This window comes from Ruegeria sp. YKSF57, assembly GCF_059612585.1.
The window spans coordinates 141,272-158,653 of record NZ_JBXWQW010000001.1 but is presented as its reverse complement, the minus strand read 5'-3'; the positions used below and the strand labels follow the sequence as shown (position 1 = coordinate 158,653).

At 59.8% G+C, this 17,382-nt stretch carries 17 protein-coding genes; 10 read left to right on the top strand and 7 right to left on the bottom strand.

The window, feature by feature from the left end; genetic code table 11:
• Positions 1–100: 100 nt before the first annotated feature.
• Positions 101–691, bottom strand: a complete 591-nt coding sequence (locus tag AC2FLX_RS00885; RefSeq protein WP_496745927.1) for a DUF6691 family protein — start codon at positions 689–691, stop codon at positions 101–103.
• 2 nt (positions 692–693) lie between these two features.
• Positions 694–1,245, bottom strand: coding sequence for a YeeE/YedE thiosulfate transporter family protein (locus AC2FLX_RS00880; RefSeq protein WP_496809537.1), 552 nt, complete (start codon positions 1,243–1,245; stop codon positions 694–696).
• 211 nt (positions 1,246–1,456) lie between these two features.
• Between AC2FLX_RS00880 and AC2FLX_RS00875 the strand changes: the two genes are divergently transcribed.
• From AC2FLX_RS00875 to AC2FLX_RS00840, 8 genes are all read left to right on the top strand, one after another.
• Positions 1,457–1,960: a hypothetical protein gene (locus AC2FLX_RS00875; RefSeq protein WP_496745925.1), complete on the top strand. Its 504-nt coding sequence runs from the start codon at positions 1,457–1,459 to the stop codon at positions 1,958–1,960.
• 194 nt (positions 1,961–2,154) lie between these two features.
• The gene (locus AC2FLX_RS00870) at positions 2,155–2,370 is read left to right on the top strand and encodes a GDCCVxC domain-containing (seleno)protein (RefSeq protein WP_496809538.1); all 216 of its coding nucleotides are present in this window, start codon (positions 2,155–2,157) and stop codon (positions 2,368–2,370) included.
• A 116-nt stretch (positions 2,371–2,486) separates the two neighbouring features.
• Complete coding sequence (locus tag AC2FLX_RS00865; RefSeq protein WP_480749644.1) at positions 2,487–3,806, top strand: glutamine synthetase family protein; 1,320 nt, start codon at positions 2,487–2,489, stop codon at positions 3,804–3,806.
• 59 nt (positions 3,807–3,865) lie between these two features.
• A complete protein-coding gene (locus AC2FLX_RS00860; protein ID WP_496809539.1) occupies positions 3,866–4,546 on the top strand; it encodes a type 1 glutamine amidotransferase in 681 nt (226 codons plus the stop codon).
• On the top strand, positions 4,546–5,904 hold the full coding sequence (locus AC2FLX_RS00855; RefSeq protein WP_496745920.1) for a glutamine synthetase family protein: 1,359 nt from the start codon (positions 4,546–4,548) through the stop codon (positions 5,902–5,904). Before AC2FLX_RS00860 ends, AC2FLX_RS00855 begins: the two co-directional genes overlap by 1 nt.
• A gap of 58 nt (positions 5,905–5,962) precedes the next feature.
• Entirely contained in the window at positions 5,963–7,267 is a 1,305-nt protein-coding gene (locus AC2FLX_RS00850) for an NAD(P)/FAD-dependent oxidoreductase (RefSeq protein WP_496809540.1), read from the top strand.
• 110 nt (positions 7,268–7,377) lie between these two features.
• Positions 7,378–8,592 (top strand): DegT/DnrJ/EryC1/StrS family aminotransferase, encoded by a 1,215-nt coding sequence (locus AC2FLX_RS00845; protein ID WP_480749640.1) that lies wholly within the window; start codon positions 7,378–7,380, stop codon positions 8,590–8,592.
• Positions 8,593–8,679: 87 nt separating this feature from the next.
• Positions 8,680–10,404, top strand: a complete 1,725-nt coding sequence (locus AC2FLX_RS00840) for an adenylate/guanylate cyclase domain-containing protein (protein ID WP_496809541.1) — start codon at positions 8,680–8,682, stop codon at positions 10,402–10,404.
• A gap of 4 nt (positions 10,405–10,408) precedes the next feature.
• Here AC2FLX_RS00840 and phaR read toward each other — a convergent pair whose 3' ends face one another.
• The 4 genes from phaR to AC2FLX_RS00820 form a co-directional block, all read right to left on the bottom strand.
• Positions 10,409–10,966 (bottom strand): polyhydroxyalkanoate synthesis repressor PhaR, encoded by a 558-nt coding sequence (gene phaR / locus AC2FLX_RS00835; RefSeq protein ID WP_480749638.1) that lies wholly within the window; start codon positions 10,964–10,966, stop codon positions 10,409–10,411.
• Between the two features lie 216 nt (positions 10,967–11,182).
• Entirely contained in the window at positions 11,183–11,980 is a 798-nt protein-coding gene (locus tag AC2FLX_RS00830) for an FkbM family methyltransferase (RefSeq protein ID WP_496807067.1), read from the bottom strand.
• Between the two features lie 329 nt (positions 11,981–12,309).
• A complete protein-coding gene (locus AC2FLX_RS00825) occupies positions 12,310–12,756 on the bottom strand; it encodes a phasin family protein (RefSeq protein ID WP_480749636.1) in 447 nt (148 codons plus the stop codon).
• A gap of 131 nt (positions 12,757–12,887) precedes the next feature.
• On the bottom strand, positions 12,888–14,690 hold the full coding sequence (locus AC2FLX_RS00820) for a PHA/PHB synthase family protein (protein WP_480749635.1): 1,803 nt from the start codon (positions 14,688–14,690) through the stop codon (positions 12,888–12,890).
• Between the two features lie 111 nt (positions 14,691–14,801).
• Here AC2FLX_RS00820 and phaZ point away from each other — a divergent pair, with 111 nt between their 5' ends.
• Entirely contained in the window at positions 14,802–16,079 is a 1,278-nt protein-coding gene (gene phaZ / locus AC2FLX_RS00815) for a polyhydroxyalkanoate depolymerase (RefSeq protein WP_480749634.1), read from the top strand.
• Positions 16,080–16,082: 3 nt separating this feature from the next.
• Positions 16,083–16,667: a DUF6151 family protein gene (locus tag AC2FLX_RS00810; RefSeq protein ID WP_496809542.1), complete on the top strand. Its 585-nt coding sequence runs from the start codon at positions 16,083–16,085 to the stop codon at positions 16,665–16,667.
• Here the strand turns inward: AC2FLX_RS00810 and AC2FLX_RS00805 are convergent.
• Positions 16,658–17,365, bottom strand: coding sequence for an alpha/beta fold hydrolase (locus AC2FLX_RS00805; RefSeq protein ID WP_480749632.1), 708 nt, complete (start codon positions 17,363–17,365; stop codon positions 16,658–16,660). The genes AC2FLX_RS00810 and AC2FLX_RS00805 overlap by 10 nt on opposite strands.
• Positions 17,366–17,382 lie beyond the last annotated feature (17 nt).

Genomic DNA, 17,382 nt, shown 5'->3' with positions numbered 1-17,382 from the left:
ATCGGGCAATGAAAAGCGGCCCGGCGGGAACACGGAACGCCGGGCCGCACACACGTGGCGGGAATGATAGCGCGAGTCGCCACGCGTATTCTGTAGGCGCTTATTCGGCGGGTTGGGTCTCGGCCGCCTGTCCGACCAGCCGCTCAGGCAGGATAAAGGCCACAAGGATGAAAACCAGGCCAAGCGCGATGCCCAGAACATCCCCGGGCAGCCCCGTCAACCCATCGAACTTCGATCCCGGAACCGTGCCCAACGTGACCTTGCCGCCGGCGATGTCGCTTAACAGACCCGAGGCTTTCCATGCTGGATACGTCACCATATAGGCTGCGGCGCCCAGCAACCCGCCGGCAATGAAAAACAGCGCATCCTTGCGTCCGGATGCTGCGGCAACAACGCCGGTACCCGGGCAATACCCCGAAAACGCCCAGCCCGCGCCCAGCAAAAGACCGCCAATAAACACGCCGACATAGGCCGACTTGACCGACATATGCCCCACATCGACCAGACCCAGCATCTGGCCGCCGAACATCAGGACCGAGCCGGTGCCGATCGCCAGCAGGATCGCCTTGGCAAGGTTGAGATTGGTCAGGTTCAGCATCGCATTGATATAAGAGGGGTTCGCGGCCCCCACCCGATCAAGAACGACTCCAAAGGCGGCGCCGATCAGCAGGGCAAGAAGAATCGAAGTCATGGTCAGACCTCCTTTCTGAACATCATGATCGAAACGGGTATGGCGGCGGCAAAGGCTCCGGCGGCAAAGATGTAACCGCTGAGCGCCGTCTGCATCATCCCCGACATCATGTGGCCGGATGTGCATCCCCCCGCCAGACGCGCGCCGTACAGAACGACGAAACCGCCCAGGAACGCGGCGGCATAGCGTTTGACCGGGCTGTCCCCGAAATTGGCGCGCCAGAGGGCGGGCATGGTGCGTTCGGACGCGCTCAGACCGCCGCGTGCCAGCACGGACAGGAACCCGCCGATCATCATGGCGATCGCGAAGACAAAGGAATAGTTGAGCGGATTGGCAACCGATTTGGCGTATTTGCCACCCGATTTCGCCAGATAGGCGTTGGTCGAGGTGTACCCCTCGTCCGTTTGGGTGACGAGTTCCGGATTGACGATATCCGCCACGATCCCGTCAAGGATCACGAATTGCGTCGAAACACCAATGGGCTTGACCAGCAGGACGGCGGCAAAAAAGACCAGTCCCAGCAAAAACCCACCGGTTTTCCAGTTCAAAGGCATGGCGTTTCCTTTCGGATTTCACATTCTGCTATCAGAATATAATTCACATTCCAATAACTGCATGACATAGATCAAGTTCGGATATCTCGGCATCGAGATTTCCGTTTGACAAAACCCGGGCTGGCGTGGCGATCATTGCCCCCGGGGCGCTCCGGCAAGGTCAGGGCTTTCGTTATCTGACAACCGGGCGCCGGAACATGGAGGAAAATCATTGAGTTTTCGTACAACAACAATTGCCCTGGCATTTGGCGCATTGGCGCCTTTGAGTGCTTTGGCCGACACATTTGAGCGATATGGCGAAGTCGAGGGATGGAAGGTCTTCATCGACAACGAAAAGAAATCCTGCCTGATCGAAGCCGTCGACGAGGCCGAGAACGTAGTCCAGATGGGCCTGACCGACGACCGCGGAGTCGCATATGTCGGTGTGTTCACCAAGGCCGAAACCAAAATCAAGAAAGGCGAGAAAGAGGGCGTTGCCATCCTTCTTGGCGACAACCTTTATGTCGGGGAAGCCACCGGCATGCGCGGGAACATAACCAAGGGGTATTCCGGCGGATATGTCCTGACCGACGATCCCGGCTTTGTCGATGCGGTAGCCAAGGAAAAGGTCATGGCGGTGTTCCCTGAAAAAGAGTTCGGATTCACCGTCGATCTGACTGGAACCTACAAGGCCATCGAAATGGCAAGGGAATGCAACGCCAAACAGTTGCAATAGCAACAGAACGCATTGAGCGCGTTTATTGAATGTCTTGTTGAGGGGCAGCGCCCCTCAACGCAACTCGGACGGCGCGCCTGGGAGGCACTCGATCTGCAATCCCTCGCACAATCGCGATTGGACAATCCAGACCGAGGGAACCAGATTCCGTCCCGACGCCTGCCTGCCCGGCGTTTCTTGGTTCCGAGGCCCGTATGACCGATCTCGTTCTTCAAAGCACCCTCACCTGCCCCATTTGCGGCCATGCGCAGGACGAAGTCATGCCGACAGACAGTTGCCAGTGGTTCTATGAGTGCACGTCCTGCGAGACCCTGTTGAATCCAAAGCCGGGCGACTGCTGCGTATTCTGTTCCTATGGCACCGTCCCCTGCCCGCCCATCCAGGACGGCCAAAGCTGTTGCGGAACCTGAACCAGTTCCAACAACCGCCCGCCCGTCGGTTTCAGAGCTGGAAATAATTTGATCAAATGTCGTGACAAGTCATTTTTGCTCGGCTACATCTCTTGCCAAGAGCAATGGAGATACCCATGGACCTGAGCACCCTGCACACTTTCCGCGTCGCGGCTTGCGATCTGAACGGTCAGATGCGTGGCAAGCGCGTTCCGCCCGGTTACGCGGGCAAGCTCGACAAGGGCGCGGTGCGGATGCCGTATTCGGCGCTCAACGTCGATCTGTGGGGATCGGACATTGACGACAGCCCCCTGGTCTTCGAATCCGGCGACGCGGACGGCACCTTGTTGCCAACTGATCGCGGCCCGGTGCCGATGCCCTGGCTCGAAACACCCACCGCGCTGGTCCCGATGTGCCTGTTTCACGACAATGGCACCCCGTTTGCCGGCGATCCGCGCCATGCCCTTGCCGCCGTTCTCGACCGCTATGCCCGGCGGGGATGGTCCGTGGTTGCGGCGACCGAGCTTGAATTCACTCTGCTGGACGCGTCGGGGGAAAGCCCAAGACCGCCGCGCAACCCGATCACAAAGCGGCGTCTGGTCAACGAATCCGTGCTGTCGATGGCCGAAATGGATGCCTTCGACGCCTTCTTTACCGAGCTTTACGACGGTTGCGAAGCGATGGGCATTCCCGCGCAAACCGCCATTTCCGAAAGCGGCATTGGCCAGTTCGAGATCAACCTGAACCACCAGGCCGCCATGCGCTGCGCCGATGATACGTGGCTATTCAAGGCGTTGGTGCGCGGCCTTGCGCGCAAGCACGGATTTGCCGCCACCTTCATGGCAAAACCCTATGCCGATGACGCAGGTAACGGAATGCATGTGCATTTCTCCGTTCTTGACGCGGCGGGCAAAAACATCTTCGACAACGGCGGATCCGAAGGCACCCCGGAATTGCTTTCCGCAGTCGCGGGATGCCTCGCCGCAATGCCGGGCAGTTCGCTGATCTTCGCGCCCCACGGCAACTCCTATGACCGACTGGTTCCCGGCGCACACGCACCGACAGGGGCTTGCTGGGCTTACGAAAACCGCACTGCCGCCATCCGTATCCCCGGCGGCGCACCGGTGGCGCGCAGGATCGAGCATCGGGTCGCAGGTGGCGACATCAACCCTTACCTGATGCTATCCGTTGTGCTTGGCGCAGCCCTTGTCGGCATCGAGGATTCCCTGACCCCGCCCGCCCCGATCTCGGGCAACGCCTACAAGATAGAAGGGCTGCCCCAACTCGCGTCGGATTGGTCTGCGGCGGTTTCAGCTTTCGAAACCGACCCGATGATCGCCCGTATCCTGTCAGCGGATCTGATCCGCTTCATGGCGATGACAAAGCGTCAGGAAATCCTCCGCTTCGCGGACCGCCCCGCCGAGTCGCACTGGCTCAGCTATCTGGAGGCCGTCTGACCCCCCTTGTCGGGTCAGCTCAGATCGGCTAGGTTTAATTTGATCAAATTTGGTGACTCATGAAAATCGGCATTCTTCAAACCGGCCATGCCCCGGACATGCTCATCGACAGCACGGGCGATTATGACGCCATGTTCCGCGCGCTTCTGGGCGGCAACGGGTTCGAGTTTGTAACCTACGCGGTCGTCGACGGCGTCTTTCCACAAGGCCCCGGCGATGCCGATGGCTGGGTGATCACCGGTTCTCGCCACGGCGCTTACGAGGATCTTCCATGGATTCCGAAACTCGAGACCCTGATCCGGGAAATCCGGCAACAGGGGCAGCCACTGATCGGCGTCTGCTTCGGCCATCAGATCATTGCGCAGGCGCTTGGCGGCAAGGTTGAAAAATTCAAGGGCGGCTGGGCCGTCGGGCGCACCGACTATGATCTGAACGGGGATACCGTCACCCTGAACGCCTGGCATCAGGATCAGGTGACGGAACTTCCCGAAGGGGCAACCGTGCTGGGCAGCAACCAGTTTTGCCGCAACGCGGTGGTGGCCTATGGCGACACCATCTGGACGGTTCAGCCACACCCCGAATATGACAACGACTTCCTGCATGGCCTGATGCGCACACGCGGCAAGGGCGTGGTGCCCGACGATCTGCTGCACGAGGCAGCGAACCGGCAGGACGGACCAAACGACAGCAAGGCCATCGGACGCTTCATGGCCGATTTTTTGAGGAAAGAGAGGGCCTGATGGCCGATTGGACTGACAACTTACCGCAATCCGCCCGCGATTTTCTCGAAGGGCGGCGGCTGGACGAAGTCGAATGTATCATCTCGGACCTGCCCGGCATTGCCCGCGGCAAGGCGGTACCCGCATCGAAATTCGCACGCCAAACCTATTTTCACCTGCCTGACAGCATCTTCTACCAGACCATCACCGGCGACTGGGGCGAAGCTGCGGGCGAGGACGGGTTCATCGAACGCGACATGATCCTCAAACCGGACATGTCCACCGCCACGGCCGCGCCCTGGACGGGCGACTGGACGCTGCAGGTGATCCACGACGCCTATGACCGCGACGGCGACCCGATTCCGTTCAGCCCGCGCAACGTGCTGAAACGGGTGGTGCAGCTTTATCTCGACAAGGGCTGGAAACCGATCGTCGCGCCCGAGATGGAATTCTATCTGGTGGCACGTAACATCGACCCCGCCAAGGAAATCGAGCCGATGATGGGCCGCTCCGGCCGCCCGGCGGCGGCGCGACAGGCCTATTCGATGACCGCGGTCGACGAATTCGGCCCCGTGATCGACGATATCTATGACTTCGCCGAGGCACAGGGGTTCGAAATCGACGGCATCACCCAGGAAGGCGGCGCCGGTCAGCTCGAGATCAACCTGCGCCACGGCAACCCCGTGAAACTGGCCGACGAGGTGTTCTACTTCAAGCGCCTGATCCGCGAAGCCGCGCTGCGTCACGACTGCTTTGCCACCTTCATGGCCAAGCCGATCGAGGATGAGCCGGGATCGGCGATGCATATCCACCATTCGATCGTGGATATCGAAACCGGGCAGAACCTGTTCTCGGGACCGCAAGGGGGCGAAACCGACGCCTTCTATCACTTCATCGCCGGTCTGCAGAACCACATGCCGGCCGGTCTGGCGGTGATGGCGCCCTATGTGAACTCGTACCGGCGCTATGTGAAGGATCACGCCGCCCCCATCAACCTGGAATGGGGCCGCGACAACCGCACCACCGGCATCCGCGTGCCCCTGTCGGGGCCCGAAAGCCGCCGCATCGAAAACCGCATTGCCGGGATGGATTGCAACCCTTATCTGGGCATCGCGCTGTCGCTGGCCTGCGGGTATCTGGGCCTGATCGAACAGGAACGCCCGCGCCGCCAATTCTATGGCGACGCCTATGAGGGCGATGGCGACATCCCGCAGGTCATGGGCAATGCCCTGGATCTCTTCGACGAGGCCGAAAAGCTGCACGAGGTGCTGGGCCCGGAATTCGCGCGCGTCTATGGCATCGTGAAGCGGGCGGAATACGAGGAGTTCCTGCAGGTGATTTCGCCGTGGGAGCGCGAGCACCTTCTGCTCAACGTCTGAACCGGGCGGCGCGGTCGCGCATTTCCAGATGGGAAACGAGTAAAAGACAGGGGGCGGGATGAACCTGCTGTACAGCAATGACCGGCGCGGAAAGTTCCCGCCCAGTTGGTACGCGGCAACGGCGCATGCACAGGCCCCCTGCCCGCCGCTGTGCGGCGATGTGCGGGCGGATGTCTGCGTGGTGGGCGGTGGCTATACCGGCCTCTCTGCCGCGCTGCACCTGGCCGAGGCCGGGTTCGATGTCGTGCTGCTCGAAGCGCATCGCGTTGGCTTTGGCGCCTCGGGGCGCAACGGCGGGCAACTGGGCAGCGCGCAGCGGATGGATCAGGAAGATCTTGAAAAACTCATGGGCGGCGACGACGCGGCCAGGCTGTGGGATTTGGCCGAGGATGCCAAGACGCTGGTCAAGGATCTGATTGCCCGCCACGATATCGACTGCGATCTGAAACCCGGCATTGCCACTTTTGGGTTCAGCGATGCCGAACGGCGCGACCTGCTCGGCCATGCCGAACACCTGCGCGCTCGCTACGGCTATGACCAGATCGAAGCACTGGACGCCGAGGCAGCACAGGGTCTCTGCCCGTCCCCGGCCTACCGGGGCGGCTATCTGGACATGGGGGCGGCGCATCTGCACCCGTTGAATTTCGCGCTGGGGCTTGCCCGCGCGGCGCAGGCGGCGGGCGTTCGCATCTTTGAACAGACGGAAGTGCTGGATATCGAAGAGGCCCGCCCGGCCAGGGTGCGCACGGCCAACGGCTCGATAACGGCCGAGCATGTGGTTTTGGCCTGCAACGGCTATCTGGGTACGCTGAACCGGAAAGTGGCCTCGCGCGTGATGCCGATCAACAACTTCATCGCTGCGACCGAGCCCCTGGGAGAGGATGCCGCGAAAGTACTGACCCGCGATGTGGCCGTTGCCGACACCAAATTCGTGGTGAACTACTTCCGTCTCAGCGGCGATGGCCGGCTTCTGTTCGGTGGCGGCGAAAGTTATGGCTATCGCTTTCCATCCGACATTGCCGCCAAGGTGCGCAAGCCGATGGTCGAAATCTTCCCGCATCTGCGCGATATCCGCATCGACTATGCCTGGGGCGGCACGCTGGCCATCACCATGCGCCGCATGCCCTATCTGACCCGCCTGGCCCCCAACATCCTGTCAGCCTCGGGTTATTCCGGCCACGGCGTCGGCACGGCGACCCATGCCGGGCAACTCATGGCGTTGGCGATTCAGGGACAGGCCGAGGGGTTCGACACCATGTCTCGCGTGCCCGCCATGCCCTTCCCCGGCGGCCCCGCCCTTCGCAATCCGCTGCTGGTTCTGGCCATGACCTGGTTCTCGCTGCGGGACCGTCTCGGCGTCTGAGCCATAATCGTGACAGTTGAGTGAAATTTCGCCGAAACGGCAAAATCAGCCTTGGCATTGCCGTATCCTGAATTTACTTTTTCAGAAGTTAGAATTCAGGAAAGCTAAATATGATACAGCCGCCCAACGTTCACGACGCCGAACCCATCCCCACCGCCGCCCGCGACGCCATCGACGCGCTGCTGCAATCCGGTGACCTGTTCCGCTATACCGCGCCGCAGGACGCGCCCGTGGCGCTGCTCGAAACCGAGTTTGCCGAACTTCTGGGCGCGAAATACGCGCTGGCGGTATCTTCCTGCTCTGCCGCTCTGTTCCTGTCTCTCAAGGCGCTGGGTCTGCCGCGCGACGCTCGCGTGCTGATCCCCGGCTTTACCTTTGCCGCTGTGCCGTCCTCTGTCGTGCATGCCGACTGCATTCCGGTGCTCTGTGAAGTGGGCGGTAATTATCGAATTGATATCAATGATTTCACCGCCAAACTGGACAACGTGCAGGCGGTCATCATCAGCCACATGCGCGGCCATACCTCGGACATGGACAGGATCATGGAGCTGTGCGACGCGCGCGGCATCCCGGTGATCGAAGATGCGGCGCATTCGCTTGGCACCACCTGGGCGGATCGCAATGTCGGCACCATCGGCAAGGTCGGCTGTTTCTCGTTTCAGTCCTACAAGATGATCAACGCCGGCGAAGGCGGCATCCTGATCACCGATGATGCCGATCTGATCGCACAGGCCGTCATCATGTCGGGCGCCTATGAACACAACTGGAAAAAGCACAAAGGCCCGCGTGGCGACAACTCGCCCGAGCTGGAACAGGCCTTTGCCCGCTGGCAGAACAAGCTGCCACTCTACAATCTGCGCATGAGCAATCTCAGCGCCGCGGTGATCCGCCCGCAACTGCCGGAACTTGCGCGCCGCGTCTTCCACGGGCTGATCAACCATGATTATGTGGCCGATCGCCTGCAGGCCTCGCCCCATATCCGCGTCCCCGCACCGCTGGCCCCCGAACGCCGCGCCCCGGATTCGATCCAGTTCAATCTTGTCGGCCTGACCGAAGACGAAATTCGCGCTTTTGCGGCTGCGGCAGAGGCCCGCGGTGTCAAGGTTCAGGTTTTCGGCCTGAGCGAGGACAACGCCCGCGCCTTCTGGAACTGGCAGTTCCTGCCCGAACAGGTCGAGTTGCCCCGGACCCGCGCCATGTTGATGCAGGCCTGCGACGTACGCCTGCCGGTGCGCCTGACGCGTGACGAACTGGACGCAATTGCCGACATCCTGCTGGCCGCGATGACAGAGGCGACGCACCCCGTTCCCGTCTACGGCACCTGACACGCCACCTTTGTTGTAGGCAAGTTACCGTTTTTCTGTTGGAATACCCGGTAGTGGGCAAACCTGCCCGCCAACCGGAGGAATCTGATGCCGCGCCGACTGGCCGCCATTCTCGCCGCCGATGTGGTTGGCTTTTCCGCGCTGATGGCGCGGGACGAACAAGGCACCCTGTCCCGGCTCATCAAACTGCGCCAGACCGTGTTCGACCCTCTGGTCACGCAGCATTCGGGCCGGATCGTCAAGTTGATGGGAGACGGCGCACTGGTCGAGTTCGCCAGTGTCGCCGATGCCGTTTCCTGTGCCATCGCCGTTCAGACCCGGTTGCGCGAAGATGCGGCGCAGGACCTGCGCCTGCGCATCGGCGTCAATCTTGGCGACATCATCAACGAGGCGGGCGACATCTATGGCGACGGCGTCAACCTTGCCGCCCGGCTTGAAACCTTGGCCGAACCCGGCGGCATCTGCATATCGGACATCGTCCGGCAGGGAATCGGCCAACGCATCGAGGCCGCGTTCCAGGACGCCGGACCGCAAAGCCTGAAAAACATCGACCACCCGGTGCGCGTGCATCATTGGATTGCGGATCGGCCAAAAGCGCCCAGCCCACAAGCCGCGGTACCGGACAATCCCGGCATTGCGGTTCTCGCCTTCGATAACATGTCGACCGATCCCGAGCAGGAATATTTCTCGGACGGCATTGCCGAAGACATCATCACCGCCCTGTCGCATTTCCGCGAGTTTTTCGTCATCGCCCGCAACACCACCTTTACCTACAAGGGTCAGGCCATCCGTGTCGATCAGGTCTGCCGCGAACTTGGCGTGCGTTACCTTCTCGAAGGCAGTGTGCGCAAGGCCGGCAACCGCGTGCGGGTCACGGCGCAGTTGATCGACGGCGCCACCGGCGCGCATATCTGGGCCGATCGCTATGACCGCGCCATCGACGACATCTTTGCGGTTCAGGATGAGATCACGCAGGCCATCGTGTCCGCGGTCGCACCCGAGACGCTGGGGGCCGAAACCCAGCGCGCTCGCGCCAAGCGGCCCGACAAGCTCTCGTCATGGGACAAGGTGCTTCAGGCCCGCTGGCACCTGGGAAAGTTCACACAATCCGACAACAACACTGCCCGCAAGCTGCTGACCGAGGCCATCGCATCCGATCCCAATCTCGGCGATGCGCATGCGGGTATCGCTGTTTGTGATCTGGTCGCCATGCTGCATATCTGGCGCAGGGACACCAATGCCGCCATCCAATCCGCCAGGTCCGCTGCGGAAATCGCCGTCGATTTGGACAGCAACAACGCGCATGCCCATGCGCTGCTCGGGATGGCCAACCAATTCGCCCGCGAATTTGAAGACGCCGAAACCCATCTGGGTCGCGCCGTCACGCTGAACCCCAATCTTGCGACCGGCTACGGCAACTTTGCCGCATTGTATGGTGTGAGCGGTCAATTCGAGGAGTCGCGTGCAGCCTTTGAACGTGCCATCGCTCTTTCGCCCCGTGATCCCTTGCGCGCATTCTGGCGCGGAGGATACGGGATTGCGGCCTATGTCTCGGGTCAATACGAGATTTGCGTCGAAAACGCCCGCACCGGATTGAAGGACACGCCCGCCTATGCCTCTCTGATGCGGCAGGAGGCGGCCGCGCTGGGCATGCTGGGTCTGACAGACGAGGCAAAGGCATCCGTCGTCCGGTTGCTGGAAAAAATGCCAGGTCTGACGATTTCCCAAGTGCGCCAGATCGTTCCCGTTCGCTACCAAGAAGATTGGGAAAGATGGTTGGAAGGCCTGCGCCGCGCGGGCCTTCCCGAATAGACCATCAGCTCAGCTTTGACAGCTTGTTCTGCAACTCGGCCAGCTGCTTCTTGATCTCGTCCAGATCCTCGCCCTTTTCCGATTTCTCTTCCTCGTCGGGTTTTCCCGGCGCCGACCAGTTTCCCGACAAACCGCCCGTCATCGCCTTCAGAAACGCCTGTTGCTGCGCCTGCATCGCCTCGAACCCGGGAATCTTGCTCATCGGGTTCATTGCGTTCATGTTCTCCATCATCTTGGTCTGGCTTTCGCGCAGCATCTCGAACGAGCTTTGCAGGAATTGCGGCATCATGCCCCCACCGGGCAGCATGTAGCTGCGCACCAGATCGTTGAGCACCCCCACCGGCAGAACGTTTTCGCCCCGGCTTTCATGTTCGGCAATGATTTGAAGCAGATATTGACGGGTCAGGTCATCACCGCTTTTCAGATCGACGATCTGAACCTCGCGCCCGCTCCGGATGAAACCGGCGATATCTTCCAGCGTCACGTAGTCGCTGGTTTCCGTGTTATAAAGCCGTCGGCTGGCATAGCGTTTGATCAGCAGCGGTTTTTCCTGTTCAGCCACCCCGTTCCCTCCCAAGGATGATGCAATGCAGCAGAGGTTATGCGAGTGCAGAAGAAAAAGAAAGACCGACGAAACCGGGTGGAGACTGGATGATCCAGAACCGCAGCCCCACGTTGTGAACGAGGGAGCCTCCGTGCGGCAGGCTACGGTCTTTGGCATTCCATCGGTGGCAATCAGCACAACCGGCCGATACCGATCCGAATTCTAATCCATTGATCAGGTTGGCGCCTGCTCGACAAGATCACGCATCCGACTATGCACAGAGTCCACCAATTCCCTGTGCTCTGCGACCACATCTTTTCTGGCATACACGATATTGAACTGGTCAACATATTCGATGTCGCCAACGATAGGGACGAAGCCCTCCCCCTCGAGCAAAGAGGCAACTTCAAGATACGTTCTCTGATCCCGCCAACGTGGACGGTGTTCCATCTCAACCTTGAGAATTAAGGTTTCTGGATCTCCAAGCGTTTTCTCTGCGCCCTTCAGAACCTCGAAAGCAAATCCTTCAACATCCACCCAAAGCGCCAAACTGCCTTTCAGCCCATGGTTCAATCGCAAATCATCTATCGTAGTCGTCTGAACCTTGATTGTTGTTTCACCATCCGTCTTTGATCGAAATGATGCAGCCCCCAGATTCTTGTCGGGGATATGAAAATCAAGTGTTCCAGCCTTTTCCGCAAGCCCTACGTTCAGAACCTCTGCGCCAAGCTCGCTCACGTTTCGCGTTTTGCGTTCAAAAATATCAGGGTTCGCTTCAATAGTAATGGCTCTTGCCCCGCCATTATTCAGAAATTTGCGTGAGGCCGTCGCCTCATGCGCTCCACATTCCATGAAATTCTGAATGCGCGCTTTCTCGAGAAAACTAAAGAAAAAGTCATCGAGAATTCGTGCACTTCCCTTTCTGTAGAATTTTGCGTTCCCACGGCGGTCTCGTTCCCCACACACACCCGCAAATAGTTGAAGGGTGTGGTTGCGAATTTCTTCAGTTGTCTTGTGCAATGGACTGTTCATTTCTTTCTAGATCCAGAGGGCTTTCTTTCTGCGGAAAACGGCAAATCCTACGCAGCGAATTTCCGGTCGGAAAATCTAGGGCCTTGACTTGGAAATCAAGTACTTTCGCAAATTCGTCAACTTAGACCTGGTGACTGGCAACAGTATCCTATTGCCTTCTTGTCCGGTGGTTCCGGACCAGCCCCAGTTCAATGTTGTCATCTCCGTTTCGGACTGGAAACTGACAAACACTCTTTGCCAACATGCCCAAAAAGAAAGGGCAGATCTTGCGATCTGCCCTCAGCGATTGCACCGATTTGGGAGGAGAGGGTGCAATTTCGCGGTCGTGCTTACTTGGCTGCCGAAGCTTTCTTGGCAGCAGCGGTCACCTCGTTGGTGGCCTTCTTGACAGCGGCGGTTGCATCTTCGGTGATGTCCTTGCCAGCGGCCATCAGCAGCTCGACGGTTTCGGTCTGAACTTTCTTGGCGATTTCAGCGAAAGCGGCCATGTTCTCGGCGGCAACTTCGGCCGAGGCGCTTGCGAAATCGGTTGCGGCTTTTGCGTAATCGGCCGGCTCTGCCTTGGCTTTCGACATCTCGGTCAGCTTGGCCAGGGTTTCCTTGGTCCACTTGTTCGAGATTTCAGCCGACTTCCCGGCAGCTTCCAGGGCAACGCCCGACAGCTTTTCGTTCAGGCTTGCGGTCGATTTGAACGCGTCTTCCATGGCTTTGGTGTCAACCGGGAATGCGCCCATCATGTCTTTCATGATCGCGGTAAAGTCTTGGGTCTTTGCCATTGTCCTAATCCTCTTTTGCTGTCCGGGCCCACCCCGGTGTTCATCAGCTTGAGAGGAATATGCTTTCTGCATCGCAGCATTTCAAGTTTTTTCTCGCTGCGATGCAGAAAAAATTTAGTTTCAAAATGAAATCAGTCGCTTGCCTTGACCGCGACGTAGGTTCCCGGGGCGGAGGTCAGGCGCGGGTGATCCGAATCGCCAGTATCGCGCGCGGGAACCTGCTTGCCCGACCGCGTCTTCAGCCAGGCTTCCCACATTGGCCACCAGGAGCCTTCATTGAAATCCGCTTCTTTCATCCAGGTGTCGGCATCAGCTTTCATGTCGGGATTGGTGTAATGGCCGTATTTCTTCTTGCTGGGCGGGTTGACGATGCCCGCGATATGGCCCGACTCCGAAACCACGAAGGTCTTTGACCGTGACCCCATCTGCTGCACCCCGCGATAGCAATCCTTCCACGCCGCAATGTGGTCGGTCTCGCACGTGATCGCCATCAGCGGAACATCCACATCCCGCACATGCAGCTTGTGCCCCATCAGTTCGAACCCGTCGGTGACGAACTCGTTGCGCTGGCACAGCCCGCGCAGGTATTGCATCGCCATCTTGCCCGGCAGGTTGGCCCCGTCGCCGTTCCAGTACAGCAGGTCGAAGGCGGGCGGTGTTTCCCCCATCATGTAGCTGCGGATCGCCGGAGAATAGATCAGGTCGTTCGAGCGCAGATAGGAAAAGGTGCGCGCCATGATCCACGACCGCAGAACGCCGTCCTTGGCCACCTGATCCTCGATCCCGTCGATGAAATCGTCCTGCAGAAACGGCGTGAACTCGCCCTGATCCGAGAAATCGGTCAGCGCGGTAAAGAAGGTGGCCGACTTCACCGACTTGTCGCCGCGCTGCTTGAGCAGCGACAGCGTCAGGCTCAGCGTCGTGCCGGCGATGCAATAGCCCACGGCATTGACCTGCTTGACATTGCAGATTTTCTTGACCTCTTCGATGGCGGTCAGGAACCCGTCCTGGATATAGTCCTCCATCCCGACGTCGGCGTAAGAGGAATCGGGGTTGACCCAGCTGACCACGAACAGGGTATAGCCCTGCTCGGTGATCCACTTGATCAGGCTGTTCTGCGCCTTGAGGTCAAGAATATAGAACTTGTTGATCCAGGGTGGGAACAGAACGATGGGGGTTTCGTGCACTGTCTCGGTGACCGGCTTGTACTGGATCAGTTCCATCATCCGGTTGCGATAAACGACATCGCCCGGCGTCGTGGCAATATTGCCGCCGATCTCGAACGCGTTCTCATCCGCCAGCCGCACAACAAGCTCGCCATTGTTGGCCTCAAGATCCGAGACCAGGTTTTCAAGCCCCTTGATCAGGGATTTCCCTTCGGTCTCGACGGCCTTTTCCAGCGCATCCGGGTTGGTTGCCAGGAAATTCGTTGGCGCCATCATGTCGATGATCTGCTTCGAGAAGTAATTCAGACGCCGGCGATCCTTGTCGTCGATATCCTCCACCGACGCGACCGCCTGCGCAATCGCTTCGGCGTTTGTCTGGTATTGCTGGCGGATCAGCCGGAAATAGGGGTTCGTGTCCCACAAAGGGTTGGAAAAGCGCCGATCTTTCGGGCCCTCGTCCTCTGACACCCCAGCGCCCTTTGCCATCGCCTGCTGCGCTGCGGCGAAATTCATCACCGATTTACCCCAATATTCGATCTGTTGTTCCAGCAACTTGGCGGGATTCTGCCAAGCCTCGGCCCAATAAGCCGTTGCTGCCTTTGCAAAAAGCTCTTGATTCGGGGCGTCCAGCGCCGGGGTATGCGGTTTTTTCCCGGCCATGATCTCGACAAGGCGCTTGGACAGCTCTTCGACCTTGGCCATGTTTTCTTTAAGCTGTTCAATATGTTCGCCACTCAGTTCCGGCGTCTTGTCGTCTGTAGTTGTCATTTTAAGGAAATCCCCCTAACCTCGCTGCTATGCAGAATAACGTCGTAGGTTGCTGGGGGCAAAGCGACGATTGGTCCGAACTCTCAAAATGGGACTCTGGAGGCCCGTTTCATGCGCTACATGATGACCTACGACCTGATGGAAACGGCCCGCAACACGAACCAATGGCTTGGCGCCACCGCCAATTCCATGGCCTCCTACCCACTGTTCAGCATGTTCCCCAACCCCGCCTTCAACTGGATGGCGGCCTGGGGCGAAGTCACGGAACGCACCTTTCAGCGCATGGTTGCCAAGCCCGATTGGGGCATTCGCACCTTCACCTGTGAAGACGGCAAGGATCACCTTGTCGAAATCGACACGGTCGTCGAACGTCCCTTTGGCGACCTGATCCACTTCAAGGTCAACGGGCGCGAGGAACAGCCGCACAAGGTGTTGCTGGTCGCGCCCATGTCAGGCCACTATGCCACGCTGTTGCGCTCGACGGTGAAAAGCCTTCTGGTCAATTGCGAAGTCTACATCACCGATTGGCACAATGCGCGTGACATTCCAGTTTCCGCGGGCAAGTTCGATGTCGAAGATTACACGCTCTACCTCGTTGATTTCATGCGCGCACTTGGAGCCGACACCCATGTCATCGCGGTCTGTCAGCCCGCGCCGCTGACGCTGGCCGCCACTGCCTATCTGGCCGAGCTTGACCCAAAAGCGCAGCCCAGCACGCTAACCCTGATCGGCGGCCCGGTGGACCCAGACGCAACCCCGACCGAAGTCACCGACTTCGGTCGACGCGTGACCATGGGCCAGCTGGAACAGTCAATGATTCAGCGCGTCGGCTTCAAGTACAAGGGCGTCGGGCGCATGGTTTATCCAGGCCTGCTGCAACTCGCGTCATTCATGTCGATGAACGCCGAGCGTCACTCCAAGGCCTTTTCGGACCAGATCCACCGCGTGATGCGTGACGAGGCGTCGGATCACGACGCGCACAACCGGTTCTATGACGAATATCTCGCCGTGATGGACATGACTGCCGAATTCTACCTGTCGACGGTCGAACGGGTGTTCAAGAACCGCGAGATTGCGCGCAACGAATTCATCGTCGATGGGCACAAGGTGGATCTCGGCAAGATCACCGACGTGGCCATCATGTCTGTCGAAGGGGCCGATGATGACATTTCGGCCCCGGGCCAATGCATCGCCGCGCTCGACCTCAGCACTGGTGTACCCGCCAGCAAAAAGGCCAGCCATGTCGAACCCGGCGCGGGCCATTACGGCATCTTCGCCGGCCGCAGCTGGCGTGACAACATTCGCCCGCTGGTGATTGACTTCATGACGAAAAACGTCCGCCGCCCGGCCAGCGCCAAAAAAGCGGCGAACAAGAACTCCGCGGCCTGATCCGTGCCGGTCCATGGCGGCACGCCGCTGTCTTTCGCCTGTACTTGCGGGGAGCTGACCGGCCATATCACCGCTGCGGGTGTGGCATCCGGCACCCGCGTCGCCTGCTTCTGCCCGGATTGTCGCGCGGCGGAACTTTATTTCGGGCAACCCGACCCGGCCCCCGGGCCGGTCGACATTTTCCAGCTCAGCCCGGATACCGTCGTGATCGACAGCGGCAAGGAACACCTCGCGCTTATGCAGCTGGGACCGAAAGGGTTGTATCGCTGGTACGCGCGCTGCTGCAACAGCCCCATTGGCAACACGATGAAGTCGCCCAAAATCCCGTTTGCCGGGATATGCGTCAAGCGCCTGAGCGAGCCCGAGCGTCTGGGGCCTGTCATCTCCAAAGGCTATGTTCTGGGTAACGACGGCGTTCGGCGGCACGAAAACCTGCGCCCCGCCCTTATGGCGGTCTTGCGCAGAGCGCTCTCGGCCCGGCTGTCAGGCCGATGGCGCAAGACCCCGTTCTTCGACATCGCCACCGGACATCCCTCGGCCCGGCCCACGGTGCTGAGCAAAGAAGAACGCGCTGCCCTCTACCCCTGATGCGGCCTGCCCAGCCAGCGTTTCAGGGCGCCCGTCACCTTGTCCGGCGCCTCCATTGTTGGCAAGTGGCCCGCCTCTTCGATGATCGCCAGTTCCGCATGCGGAATCAGTTCCGACATGAACGTATGGCGCCTGACCGGCGTCAGCCCGTCATGCGCTCCGCACAGAACCAGCGTCGGCACCTTGATCTTGCACAACGTGCCCTGCTGGTCCGGTCGCCGCTGCAAGGCCCGCATCTGGCGCACGAATACCTCTGACCCCAGATCCATCGCCATCCTGTAGAACCGGTTCAGCACATCCATCCTGCGCGGCCCCGGCGCCAGAAACTCGGCCCGGAAGGTCTCGTGCATCACGTCTTCCAGCCGCCCGGCCTTGGCCCGAACCATCAGCGGCTCGCGCGATGCCGCGATCTGCGGTGTATCCGACAGGGCATCGGTATCCATCAGGCACAACCGCGACACCCTGTCCGGCGCGCGCCGAATGATTTCCATCGCGACAATCCCACCCATGCTGAGACCCGCCAGGGCGAACCGGCGCGGCAACTGGTCCAGCAACCCCGAGGCGATCTCCTCAACCCTTTCCCCTTGCGTGATCGCCCCGACCGTCACCGCCCGCTCGCGCGAGAAACACCGCAACTGTTCCTCGAAAAGGCGCGCATCGCACATCATTCCGGGCAGGAGAACCAAAGGCTCGACCATCTGAACCGTCCTTGCAA

What these genes read in the sequence shown, in the direction of transcription:
- AC2FLX_RS00805 (WP_480749632.1), bottom strand. Translation starts at nt 17,365, where the DNA reads ATGGTCGAGCCTTTGGTTCTCCTGCCCGGAATGATGTGCGATGCGCGC.
- AC2FLX_RS00855 (WP_496745920.1), top strand. Translation starts at nt 4,546, where the DNA reads ATGGCCGATTGGACTGACAACTTACCGCAATCCGCCCGCGATTTTCTC.
- AC2FLX_RS00880 (WP_496809537.1), bottom strand. Translation starts at nt 1,245, where the DNA reads ATGCCTTTGAACTGGAAAACCGGTGGGTTTTTGCTGGGACTGGTCTTT.
- AC2FLX_RS00885 (WP_496745927.1), bottom strand. Translation starts at nt 691, where the DNA reads ATGACTTCGATTCTTCTTGCCCTGCTGATCGGCGCCGCCTTTGGAGTC.
- AC2FLX_RS00830 (WP_496807067.1), bottom strand. Translation starts at nt 11,980, where the DNA reads ATGAACAGTCCATTGCACAAGACAACTGAAGAAATTCGCAACCACACC.
- phaZ (WP_480749634.1), top strand. Translation starts at nt 14,802, where the DNA reads ATGCGCTACATGATGACCTACGACCTGATGGAAACGGCCCGCAACACG.
- AC2FLX_RS00840 (WP_496809541.1), top strand. Translation starts at nt 8,680, where the DNA reads ATGCCGCGCCGACTGGCCGCCATTCTCGCCGCCGATGTGGTTGGCTTT.
- AC2FLX_RS00860 (WP_496809539.1), top strand. Translation starts at nt 3,866, where the DNA reads ATGAAAATCGGCATTCTTCAAACCGGCCATGCCCCGGACATGCTCATC.
- AC2FLX_RS00845 (WP_480749640.1), top strand. Translation starts at nt 7,378, where the DNA reads ATGATACAGCCGCCCAACGTTCACGACGCCGAACCCATCCCCACCGCC.
- AC2FLX_RS00825 (WP_480749636.1), bottom strand. Translation starts at nt 12,756, where the DNA reads ATGGCAAAGACCCAAGACTTTACCGCGATCATGAAAGACATGATGGGC.
- AC2FLX_RS00850 (WP_496809540.1), top strand. Translation starts at nt 5,963, where the DNA reads ATGAACCTGCTGTACAGCAATGACCGGCGCGGAAAGTTCCCGCCCAGT.
- AC2FLX_RS00865 (WP_480749644.1), top strand. Translation starts at nt 2,487, where the DNA reads ATGGACCTGAGCACCCTGCACACTTTCCGCGTCGCGGCTTGCGATCTG.
- AC2FLX_RS00870 (WP_496809538.1), top strand. Translation starts at nt 2,155, where the DNA reads ATGACCGATCTCGTTCTTCAAAGCACCCTCACCTGCCCCATTTGCGGC.
- AC2FLX_RS00820 (WP_480749635.1), bottom strand. Translation starts at nt 14,690, where the DNA reads ATGACAACTACAGACGACAAGACGCCGGAACTGAGTGGCGAACATATT.